The 10,771-nt window shown below is 41.0% G+C and carries 11 protein-coding genes; 5 read left to right on the top strand and 6 right to left on the bottom strand.

Annotation, left to right across the window (positions count from 1 at the left end; all coding sequences use genetic code 11):
• The 3 genes from N518_RS16850 to N518_RS0112480 all read left to right on the top strand — a co-directional run.
• On the top strand, positions 1–290 hold a 290-nt coding region (locus N518_RS16850), incomplete at its 5' end, for an IS1 family transposase (protein WP_026444103.1).
• Positions 291–1,016: 726 nt separating this feature from the next.
• The gene (locus N518_RS0112485) at positions 1,017–2,309 is read left to right on the top strand and encodes an OmpP1/FadL family transporter (protein ID WP_005015959.1); all 1,293 of its coding nucleotides are present in this window, start codon (positions 1,017–1,019) and stop codon (positions 2,307–2,309) included.
• Between the two features lie 308 nt (positions 2,310–2,617).
• Positions 2,618–3,838: an OmpP1/FadL family transporter gene (locus tag N518_RS0112480; RefSeq protein ID WP_005024893.1), complete on the top strand. Its 1,221-nt coding sequence runs from the start codon at positions 2,618–2,620 to the stop codon at positions 3,836–3,838.
• A gap of 69 nt (positions 3,839–3,907) precedes the next feature.
• On the opposite strand, the gene thrH is transcribed toward N518_RS0112480, so the two are convergent.
• Positions 3,908–4,525 (bottom strand): bifunctional phosphoserine phosphatase/homoserine phosphotransferase ThrH, encoded by a 618-nt coding sequence (gene thrH, locus N518_RS0112475; protein ID WP_005015962.1) that lies wholly within the window; start codon positions 4,523–4,525, stop codon positions 3,908–3,910.
• A 199-nt stretch (positions 4,526–4,724) separates the two neighbouring features.
• Between thrH and N518_RS0112470 the strand changes: the two genes are divergently transcribed.
• Positions 4,725–5,459, top strand: a complete 735-nt coding sequence (locus N518_RS0112470; protein ID WP_005024891.1) for a phosphoadenylyl-sulfate reductase — start codon at positions 4,725–4,727, stop codon at positions 5,457–5,459.
• Between the two features lie 199 nt (positions 5,460–5,658).
• A complete protein-coding gene (locus N518_RS0112465; RefSeq protein WP_026444349.1) occupies positions 5,659–7,044 on the top strand; it encodes a WS/DGAT/MGAT family O-acyltransferase in 1,386 nt (461 codons plus the stop codon).
• A gap of 36 nt (positions 7,045–7,080) precedes the next feature.
• Here N518_RS0112465 and N518_RS17265 read toward each other — a convergent pair whose 3' ends face one another.
• The 5 genes from N518_RS17265 to mreC form a co-directional block, all read right to left on the bottom strand.
• Positions 7,081–7,254, bottom strand: a complete 174-nt coding sequence (locus N518_RS17265; protein ID WP_005015969.1) for a PA1571 family protein — start codon at positions 7,252–7,254, stop codon at positions 7,081–7,083.
• 134 nt (positions 7,255–7,388) lie between these two features.
• On the bottom strand, positions 7,389–8,843 hold the full coding sequence (gene rng, locus N518_RS0112455) for a ribonuclease G (RefSeq protein ID WP_005406958.1): 1,455 nt from the start codon (positions 8,841–8,843) through the stop codon (positions 7,389–7,391).
• Positions 8,844–8,881: 38 nt separating this feature from the next.
• Positions 8,882–9,448 carry a Maf-like protein gene (locus N518_RS0112450; protein WP_026444348.1) on the bottom strand — a complete coding sequence of 189 codons (567 nt, stop codon included), beginning with the start codon at positions 9,446–9,448 and terminating at the stop codon, positions 8,882–8,884.
• Complete coding sequence (gene mreD / locus N518_RS0112445) at positions 9,436–9,927, bottom strand: rod shape-determining protein MreD (RefSeq protein WP_005024886.1); 492 nt, start codon at positions 9,925–9,927, stop codon at positions 9,436–9,438. The genes N518_RS0112450 and mreD overlap by 13 nt, the downstream gene beginning before the upstream one ends.
• Positions 9,914–10,771, bottom strand: coding sequence for a rod shape-determining protein MreC (mreC, locus tag N518_RS0112440; RefSeq protein ID WP_005024884.1), 858 nt, complete (start codon positions 10,769–10,771; stop codon positions 9,914–9,916). The genes mreD and mreC overlap by 14 nt, the downstream gene beginning before the upstream one ends.

Genomic DNA, 10,771 nt, shown 5'->3' with positions numbered 1-10,771 from the left:
GTAACCGAGATTTAGCCACTGCAAAACGACTTAAATTAAAATTGAAGCAGTTAGGTGTAAGCTATACATGTATATCAAGTGACCATTGGGATAGCTTTGTTACGACCTTTAAAGAATGCAAACAGTTGATTGGTAAATTTTTCACTGTGGGTATAGAAGGCAATAATTGTCGATTACGGCATCGAATCAGGCGAGGCTTTAGGAGAAGCTGCAACTTCTCCAAAAAGCTTGAAAATCATTTCAAAGCCTTTGATTTAGTGTTCTTTTATATCAATAATGGATTCGTTTAATGCCAGCATACTTTTTGAAACACTACCATATCTTTTATATAGCTATGGTTGAGTTTCGCCAAATACCAGCTATCACGAAATAGGAATTCTCCCGAGTGGCTTACCCACGGTTGTATAAGAGATAAATCGATTAACCCGCCTACAGGGAAAAAAATTTTTAAGATAAAGAAATTTATAAATAATAAAATGTACTGATAAGACAAAAAATAGTTTGAGTTTTGCATCACAGAAAATTTAAATAAATATCCTCTTTATCTGAACAGATATTACTTAAAATCATCTTAAACTGACCCACTACTTCCTACTTAAAATCTTGTTTAAAGAAAATTAACCCATTCCTCCCTACAATGAATTCACTTAAATTAATTATTTGCTTAAATTTTGCTCTTGATTTTCTTGATTATTTTTAAAAATCTGAATAGTCAAATTTTAAATTTTAATTGAAAAAAGCGATTATTACATAATAACGATAAATTAATATTTTTATATTTCAATTACTTAATTTATTATTCTTTTTAAATTATAGAACATTTACTCCAGTTAGCATGTTTTTTCAACATATTTTTTTTATTTTTAAGTTCAAATAGAGCATTTACTCTTAGTTTAATTGTGCTATTTTTGTCACATGGAGTTAAGTTAGATTTTATCCCGGAAGAGGATGATCTCCAAAATTAAAAAGCATAGATCATGCACGTAAAACTTCCCGTATCTCAAGGAAAGACTAGAATGAAATTAAAAACTCTTAGCACAGCAATGATTTTAGCAATGCTACCTGCAACTGGGGTATTTGCAGCAGCTTTAGATCGTTCAGGTCAGTCGATCTCTGCATTCTTACAGCCAGGTAATTATTTTGAAGCCGGAATTTCTGTTCTTGATCCATCAGTTTCTGGTAAAGTTCAAAATAATTGGACGCCAGGAGGAGCTGCCGCACCATTAGCTCCTGCTTATCGAGGCACCTCAGTTGGCGAAATGGGTGATGATTATTATTTTCCAAGTGCAGCATTAAAATTTCAGTTAACTGATAATTTTTCATTTGGTATAATTTATGATCAGCCATTTGGAGCGAAAGCAACTTACCCTACTGATACTTATTTAAATCCTTTAGCTGGTGGTGTTTTCCATAATGGAACAGAAGGTACAGAAGTAGAAGTTAAATCAGAAAATATTACTATGCTTGTAGGTTATCAACCTATTGAAAATTTTAATATTTATGGTGGTGCTGTATACCAGTCAGTTGAAGGTAATGTTCAATTACGTGGTCTAGCATATGGCAGTACAACTGCATTAGGTCAATACAATGCTACAATGGAAGACGATAGTGCTGTAGGTTGGTTAGCGGGTATTGCTTACCAGATTCCTGAAATTGCTCTAAAAGCATCACTAACTTATCGTTCTGAAATTGATCATGATTTGAAAACAAATGAATATGGTCATAGTGATATTTTAGCTTTAGTAACGCAAAACCCTGCTGCTGCGCTTTATAATGTAAATACAAATACTAAAATTTCTACTCCTCAGTCTGTAAACCTTGATTTCCAAAGCGGTATTATGGCAGATACAGTAGCCTTTGCTAACGTACGCTGGGTCAACTGGAAGGATTTCTCAATTCGTCCACAGCAGTTTGAACGAGTTTCAAGAGCTTTAGGCGCGGCAGGTGCTACTCCTAATAATCCAAATGGCTTTGATATTGTTTCTTATACTGATGATCAAATCTCAGCTACTCTAGGCGTAGGCCGTAAATTTTCTGAACAATGGGCAGGTAACGTTTCTGTAGGTTGGGATTCAGGTGCTGGTAATCCAGTTTCTACTTTAGGCCCAACAGAAGGCTATTGGAATCTTGGTTTAGGTCTACAATTTAGCCCTGCACAAAACTACTTTATTGCGGGCGGTGTGAAATATTTCTGGTTAGGCGATGCAAAAGCTCAAGCTGCATCTGATTTCGGTTCTAATTCATATGTAGCTGATTTTGAAGATAACGATGCTTGGGGTTATGGTCTAAAAATTGGTTATCGTTTCTAAGTTAAATTATTTTAGAAAGGCTATCGCTTGCGGTAGCCTTTCTATTACTGCTCTACTATACAAATTTCAAGTGTTGCTAATTTAGCCAAAAAAATTCGGTTTTACTTGGTATATTTTTAAAACATTTACTCTAATTTTTTATTTATAAATCATTTATATACATCAGTATTCTTAGTCTTTTTACTCTAATCAAGTATGTTTCTTGCATTCATCAGTTCATTTTTTAGACCGAGCTGAGCATTTACTCTTTTTTGTTTTGTGTTACTTTCCTTCAACTTTTTTGTTACAGATGGCATCAGGGAAAGACCATGAAGCTCAATAAAATTTATTCCGCTATTCTTCTTAGCTCACTCCCTCTCACTGCGGTTAATGCGGGTGGTTTAGACCGTTCAGGTCAATCTATTCAGGCATTTTTACAGCCTGGAAACTATTTTGAGGCAGGTATTTCTATCCTTGATCCTGATGTTTCAGGTACTGACGCAAATGGGAATGTTGCTGGTGATATGGCTGGTGACTACTATTTCCCATCAGCGGCTTTGAAAATTCAGGCTACTGATAAAATTTCACTTGGTCTGATCTATGATCAGCCATTTGGTGCTGATGCCGAGTACAAAGGAAATAATAACTTTGTTGAAAACCGTATGGTTCCATTTAAAGGTGGTACTACCGTTGAAGTAGATACTCAAAACCTGAATTTTCTGATTGGCTATCAGCCTACTCAAAACTGGAATTTGTATGCAGGTGCTGTTTATCAGACAGTTGATGGTACGGTGAAATTACGCGGTAATGCTTATAGCGCCTTCAATGGATATGATTTAAAAACAGGTGAAGACGAATCGGTAGGCTGGCTGGCTGGTATTGCTTATCAAATTCCTGAGATTGCCCTAAAAGCTGCTATAACCTATCGTTCTGAAATTGAGCATGATATGAATGCTTATGAGAATTTTGGCGCGGCAGGACTCACTGGTAATCCTCGACTTGATGGTGCAATGAACCAGATTAGTGCTACTTCTGGACGTACTGAATTAACCACGCCACAGTCAGTTAATATCGATTTTCAAACGGGCATTATGGAAAATACTGTCGCATTTGCCAATGTACGATGGGTAGAATGGTCCAAGTTTGCAGTTCAACCTTATAAATTCGGCAAGTTATCGCAAGTCCTTGGTCAATCAACTCCAGCTCTTGGCAAACCAAATGGCTTTAATCTGATTGACTATAAAGATGATCAGATTTCAGCAACGGTCGGTGTAGGTCGTAAATTTAATGATCTGTGGGCAGGTAATGTATCAGTAGGTTGGGATTCTGGTGCAGGTAATCCTGTAACAACTCTAGGCCCAACTGAAGGTTACTGGAGTATAGGTACAGGCGTACGTTTTTCACCGGCTGAAAATTACTTTATTGGTGCAGGTGTAAAATACTTCTGGTTAGGTGATGCTGATGCAGTAACAGGTGCTCATACGGCGGCAGGTACTTTTGAAAGTAATCATGCTATCGCTTATGGTCTAAATATTGGTTACAAATTCTAAAAATCTCATTAGACAATTTATAGAAAAAGGGCGCTTCAAGTGCCCTTTTTTAAGCTTATTTATAAAATCTTAAGCTGGAATATCGCGCAGTGACACTGAACGGATTGCCTCTTTTAAAGCAGCGTAACCATGAATTGCCTGGAACTGCGGGAACTCAGCGATTACATTTTCTGGCGCATCAAACAGGAAACCATGGTCTGCTTCACCCAGCATGGTTGTATCATTATACGAGTCCCCTGCTGCAATTACACGAAAGTTCAGGTTGTGGAGTGCCTTTACTGCCTCACGTTTCTGGTCTGGCTGACGTAATTTATAGGCAGTGATCATGCCTTTTTCATCTGTTTCCAGCTTGTGACAAAAAATAGTAGGCCAGCCCAACTGTTGCATCAATGGATGGGCAAATTCATAGAAAGTATCAGATAAAATAATCAGCTGGAAATGGGTACGGACCCACTCTACAAATTCTTTGGCGCCGGGTAATGGACCCATATCTGCAATTACGGCCTGAATATCATTTAAGCCTAAACCATGCTGCTTTAATATATTTAAACGCTGAGTCATCAGGACATCGTAGTCAGGAATGTCTCGAGTAGTGGCTTCTAGTTCTTTAATCCCTGTTTTTTTTGCAAAGTTAATCCAGATTTCCGGGACTAATACCCCTTCAAGATCGAGACATACAATTTCCATGAATTCTCCAAGCATCATAAAAAAATCGGATTATCATAGCATTAACCCGTTATATTTTGCGCAACTGTTTATTAATCAGTTTTATTCATAAGCTTTGTAGTTAATGTGCTAAGCAGCTTATTTCATTTCCCTTAAAATGTATTGCACTTTAGTGAATATATATTTTTACAGCGTCCAAGCCTTTGAGCCAGGAGCCTTCATGACCGCTATCCCAACCATTGATATAGTGGATGCCTTGGCATCTGAATATGCTGACAAATCTCCAAGCGAGATTCTGGAACTTGCCTTGAGTCAGGAAGGTGAAATTGCTATTTCATTTTCAGGGGCTGAAGATGTAGTTCTGATTGATATGGCCTCCCGCTTGGGAAAATCATTTCGGGTATTCAGTCTGGATACTGGCCGGCTGCATTCAGAAACCTATCAGTTTATTGAAAAAGTCCGCAATCATTACAACATTGAAATTGAAATTTGTTTTCCTGAAGCAGAACCCTTACTCGATATGGTAAATCGTAAAGGCCTGTTTAGCTTCTATGTTGATGGCCATCAGGAATGCTGTGGTATTCGTAAAGTTCAGCCATTACGCAAGAAACTAGCGACTTTAGATGGCTGGATTACCGGTCAGCGTCGTGACCAGAGTCCAGGAACCCGTACTGAAATACCAGTAGTTCAGGCAGACACAGGTTTTTCTGGGCAGGGTAAACAATTAATCAAGTATAACCCGCTGGCCAACTGGTCAAGCAGTGATGTCTGGAGTTATATCCGTTTAATGGAAATTCCATATAATGCCCTGCATGAACGTGGTTTTATCTCAATCGGCTGTGAACCTTGTACTAAAGCTGTTTTACCAAATCAGCATGAACGTGAAGGGCGCTGGTGGTGGGAAGAAGCCACCCATAAAGAATGTGGTCTGCATGCTGGTAATTTAAAGAAGTAATATCAGTCAAAAAACCGCTCATACCTAACTGAGAGTCTTAACAGTTGATTGGGCGGTTTTTTATTTAACTGATGAATTCACATAAATTTATGCTGCGTCTGGACTGAAAGATTATATACTGTAACGCGTGTTCTATAATTCTAACAATGAGCAGCTCAATAAGAGCTGACAGATCCATTGCAGTGAGGCAATCAACGCTATGCGTCCATTACACCCAATTGATTTCATTTTTTTATCATTAGAAAAACGTCAACAGCCCATGCATGTAGGCGGTCTATTCCTGTTTGAAATTCCTGAACATGCACCCGCGACTTTTATACAAGATCTGGTACAGGATATTCGTAACTCAAAATCAATTCCGATACCACCCTTTAATAACCGGCTAAGTGGCCTGTTTTGGGATGAAGATGAAGAGTTTGATCTGGATCATCACTTCCGCCATATTTCACTGCCTCATCCAGGACGTATTCGCGAACTATTAGCTTATATTTCTCAAGAACATAGTACACTTATTGATCGCGCAAAACCGCTCTGGACCTGTAATATTATTGAAGGTATTGAAGGCAACCGATTTGCTATGTACTTCAAAATTCATCATGCCATGGTTGATGGAATTGCAGGAATGCGACTGGTTGAAAAATCACTATCTAAAGACCAGCAGGCTAAAAGTATTGTACCGCCATGGTGTGTAGAAGGCCCACGAGCCAAACGCCTTAAAGAAGCTAAAAAAGGAAGTACAAAGAAAATTCTTGGATTACTTAAAGACCAGTTTGAAGCTGTACCTAAAGTAATGTATGAACTGTCACAGACAGTGATGAAAGATATGGGCCGTAATCCGCACTATGTTTCTAGCTTTCAGGCACCGAAAAGTATACTCAATCAGCGGGTCAGTGCTTCACGACGTTTTGCAGCACAATCTTTTGAGTTGAACCGTTTGCGTAGTATCGCAAGTGCATTGGATGTAACTATTAATGATGTAATTCTGGCAGTGTGTTCGGGTGCTTTACTTGAATATCTTCTTAGCCAGAACAGTTTACCGGCCAAGCCATTAATTGCCATGGTTCCAGCTTCTATCCGGGATGATGACTCAGATGTGAGCAACCGGATCACCATGATTCTGGCCAATCTGGGTACACATCAGGCAGATCCACTGAAACGGCTGGAAACTATTCGCCGGAGTGTACTAAATGCTAAACAGCGCTTTAAACGGATGACATCAGGTCAGATTCTGAATTACAGCGCATTGGTATACTCTGCCGCAGGACTTAATATACTTTCAGGAATGATGCCTAAACGTCAGGCCTTTAACTTGGTAATTTCTAATGTGCCGGGTCCACGTGAACCCTTGTACTGGAATGGTGCAAAGTTGGATGCACTTTTTCCTGCTTCGATTGTACTGGATGGACAAGCTTTAAATATTACCATGACCAGTTATCTGGACAAACTCGAGGTCGGCTTAATCGCCTGTCGCAATGCATTACCCAAAATGCAGAATCTGCTTACCCATTTGGAAGATGAAATACAACGTTTTGAATCACTGATTGAAGCTGAAACGTTTGAGAAGAATCTGACTGTAACAGGTTAAAGGACAGTAGAAAATTGAGGGGCAGAATTAAGCCCCTTATTTTTTAATAGTACGGCACTGTTTTAAAAGCTGGTGACAAACCGAGCGGATCATCGCAGTAGTAATCTGGATTTCTCGACCATCATCATCAAGCATATAGCATGTATTGACTTTTTTTGAATCAAGTACGTGTTGAAAACCTTTATGAATAATTCTTTCACTAACATTCATGTCATTTACCTCATTTGCTAAGACTACATAGGGGAGAAAAGTCTTTGGCTACCCAATGCATCTAGTATTGAAAATTCATGCATGAAAGTAAAATTTCAGTTGTAACAAGGATTAAGCGAAATTCTGTTACAACTTTAGCTTAAGATGATGTCATATTGCTCTTGCGTATACAGATTTTCGACCTGGAACTTAATTACCCGATTTACAAAATGCTCTAAATCAGCCACTGCTGGTGCTTCTGCTGTTAATAGACGGTCTATGACCGCAGGATGGGCAACTACTGTAAAGCCACTTTGTGATTCAAATGCCCGAGCATAGCGCATAATTTCTCGAAATATCTCGTAACATACTGTTTCTGCTGTCTTCACATATCCCCGTCCCTGACAGGTTGGGCAAGCTTCACATAATAGATGTTCTAAAGACTCCCGAGTTCGTTTCCGGGTCATTTCTACCAGTCCCAATTCGGAAACTTGTGTAATTTTAGTTTTGGCATGATCCCGTTCCAGCATTTTTTCAAACTGGTGCATGACTTCATTGCGGTGGTTCGCTTCCTGCATGTCAATAAAATCAATAATAATGATGCCGCCCAAGTTGCGTAGTCGTAACTGCCGGACAATCACTTGAGTGGCTTCCATATTGGTTTTAAAGACCGTATCTTCAAGTGAACGGCCGCCCACATAGGAACCTGTATTAACATCAATAGTAGTCATGGCTTCAGTCTGATCAATCATCAGATAGCCACCTGATTTTAAGGCCACTCGTGTCTGCAAGGCTTTTTGCAGGTCTTCTTCGACATTATACAAGTCGAAAAGTGGGCGCTCACCTGGGTAGTGAATCAGACGATCTTGCATACCCGGTACGAACTCTTCAATAAATTCGCTCAGTTTGGTATAGATTTCCCGCGAATCAATATAGATTTTGGCAGTTTCTTCATTGGCCAGATCACGGATAACACGCTGAGGCAAAGGTAATTCTTCAAAAATCAGAGATGGGACAGTGGTAGCACGCTGTTTGCGCTGAATATATTCCCAAAGCTTGGCAAGGTAGGCCATATCTTGGGCAATATCTGCTTCATCGACGCCATCAGCTGCCGTACGCACAATTACACTACCTGGTAAATCGTGCTGTTGCTGAATTTTCTCAATCAGTGAACGCAGCCGGTCACGCTCTTCTTCTGATTCGATTCGCTGTGAAACCCCAATGTGATTTCCAAATGGCATCAGTACCAGATAGCGGGAAGGAATTGAAAGGTCAGTAGACAGCCGCGCGCCTTTAGTACCCAGCATATCTTTCATGACCTGTACCGTCAAAATCTGGCCGGGCTGTAATAATTCAAATACGTTGGGAGTAGGCTGGTTGCGGGGCCAGATCATGTCATTGATATGTAAAAAAGCTGTACGTGAAAGGCCGATATCGACAAAAGCAGCCTGCATGCCAGGCAATACACGGACTACTTTGCCTTTATAGATATTTCCCACCAGACCACGCTTGACAGTCCGTTCAACAAACAGTTCATTGACCGTACCATTTTCAACTAATGCAACCCGGCATTCCATAGGGGTAACATTAATGAGTAGCTCATCAGACATACTAAAACTCAAAACATTATAAAAATTCTTTCCAGCGGTTAATTTAGTGCCTTAACTGCTTTTAATAACTGTATTGTCTCATGTAACGGCAACCCGACCACATTGGTGTAGCTGCCAAAAATCCGGGGAATATATTGCGCTGCAATGCCCTGTATGGCATATGCACCCGCTTTGCCTTCTGGCTCTCCGGTCGCCCAATAACGCTCCATGTCATTTGGACTGAGTGTTTGAAATTCAACCTGGGTATGTACCACTATACTCGAAATCTGCCGGGATGTGGCAATACAGACCCCTGAAAAAATATCATGGTGTCTGCCAGATAATTTTGACCAGATTTCAAAGGCATGCTGCTTCGATTCAGGTTTACCAATAATGGTACCATCCAGCCCGAGACTGGTATCAGCAGCAATAATTACAGATTCAGGATATTGTGCGAGTACTGCCTGTGCTTTTTGACGAGCCAGACGCTCTACGTACTCACCGACACTTTCACCTGCTCTTGTGCTCTCGTCAATATCAGGACTGTGAATATCGAATTCCAGTCCTAATTGCCTGAGCAGCTCCTGTCGCCTTGGCGAACTTGAGGCCAGAATCAGATGCGCCATTTTCGCAGCAGGTAATAAAGGATGGGCCAGCACAAAATACTGCTAAGTAACGGTTGCCAGTGCCGTGCAATTGAAAAATGCAGCCCGGCCATAACCTGGGTGAACCAGGTAAATAGCAGATGGGCAAAAATTGCTAGCGTTGCCAGTACCCATAAATTGCCAAAGGTTAAAATCCGGCGTTCACGGGTAAACCAGCGTACGACAAAGGTGATCAGCACAAAACTGAGTGCATTCATTCCCAGGGGCGCATCACGTAGCAAGTCTGTAAAAATGCCCACTGCAAAGGCAAACCAGACACCTGTCCAGCTTGGCTGACACAATATCCAGAACAGCATGATCATCAGCATAAATAATGGCCGCCATCCGGAAATGTCATAAGACAGTGGATAGACCATTAATACTGACCCGACTATGACTGACAGGATAATGACAATCAATGGATCTTTACGCTTTTCATAACGCAACTTAGCGATTGGCATAGGGTTGCTCCATCGCTAGAGAGTCCGAAAACAGGATCACCACATGATGTCCACCAGCCAGCTGTGCAGCTGGAATCACCTGAATCTGGGCGAACTCACCTGAATTATGGCGTCTGACTTTAGATACGGTACCCACCAGATAGCCTGCCGGAAAATGTTCACCTAACCCTGAAGTATAGATTTTGTCTCCCGGTTTGATATCTGCACTGGTCGGCACGTATTCCATTTTCAGCAGCCCGAGATCGCCTGTTCCTGCCACAATGGCACGCATACCGGTCCGTTCCAGACGTACAGATAGCGAATGTTCCTTGTCCGAGAGCAACATTACACGGCTAGAATGCGGATAGACATCAATGATCTGCCCCATTACTCCACGGTCATCCAGCACAGTCTGCCCCACCTTGAGCTGATTGCTGGCTCCCCGGTTAATAATAATGATATGTCGTAAGGGATCAGCATCAGTACCGATGACTTCTGCAATTTCCATACGACCATCAATAATAAGTGGCGTATCGAGCAGACCGCGTAAACGTGTATTCTCGGCAGAGAGCTCTGACAGTTTCTGTAGACGCACCTGAGCCTGTAACAGCTCGGCCTGCATCGCAGTATTTTCACGGCGCAGCTGGGCTTCAGATTTGGTTTGTTGACTCAGCCATTCTCTCGACAACACGGGATAGCTTGCCAGTGCATAAATAGGATTATATGCAGCGTACAGGACTTCCCTGGCAGGTTGCACCACATGCGGCATGCGCCAGTCAAAAAACAGCACAATAAGGCAGGTGATCACCGCTATGATGAATGAGCGAAAAGATGGCGGTTGTCTTGAAAAAAGATTCGGTTGCAC

Source organism: Acinetobacter sp. UNC436CL71CviS28 (genome assembly GCF_000620525.1).
Taxonomy (GTDB): domain Bacteria; phylum Pseudomonadota; class Gammaproteobacteria; order Pseudomonadales; family Moraxellaceae; genus Acinetobacter; species Acinetobacter radioresistens.
Note: the sequence above shows the minus strand (reverse complement) of the source record. Positions and strands in the feature narration are given on the sequence as shown.

Excerpts from the sequence above, each read along its gene's own strand:
- N518_RS0112465 (WP_026444349.1), top strand. The coding sequence starts at position 5,659 with ATGCGTCCATTACACCCAATTGATTTCATTTTTTTATCATTAGAAAAA.
- N518_RS0112480 (WP_005024893.1), top strand. The coding sequence starts at position 2,618 with ATGAAGCTCAATAAAATTTATTCCGCTATTCTTCTTAGCTCACTCCCT.
- N518_RS17265 (WP_005015969.1), bottom strand. The coding sequence starts at position 7,254 with ATGAATGTTAGTGAAAGAATTATTCATAAAGGTTTTCAACACGTACTT.
- thrH (WP_005015962.1), bottom strand. The coding sequence starts at position 4,525 with ATGGAAATTGTATGTCTCGATCTTGAAGGGGTATTAGTCCCGGAAATC.
- rng (WP_005406958.1), bottom strand. The coding sequence starts at position 8,843 with ATGTCTGATGAGCTACTCATTAATGTTACCCCTATGGAATGCCGGGTT.
- mreD (WP_005024886.1), bottom strand. The coding sequence starts at position 9,927 with ATGCCAATCGCTAAGTTGCGTTATGAAAAGCGTAAAGATCCATTGATT.
- N518_RS0112485 (WP_005015959.1), top strand. The coding sequence starts at position 1,017 with ATGAAATTAAAAACTCTTAGCACAGCAATGATTTTAGCAATGCTACCT.
- N518_RS0112470 (WP_005024891.1), top strand. The coding sequence starts at position 4,725 with ATGACCGCTATCCCAACCATTGATATAGTGGATGCCTTGGCATCTGAA.
- N518_RS0112450 (WP_026444348.1), bottom strand. The coding sequence starts at position 9,448 with ATGGCGCATCTGATTCTGGCCTCAAGTTCGCCAAGGCGACAGGAGCTG.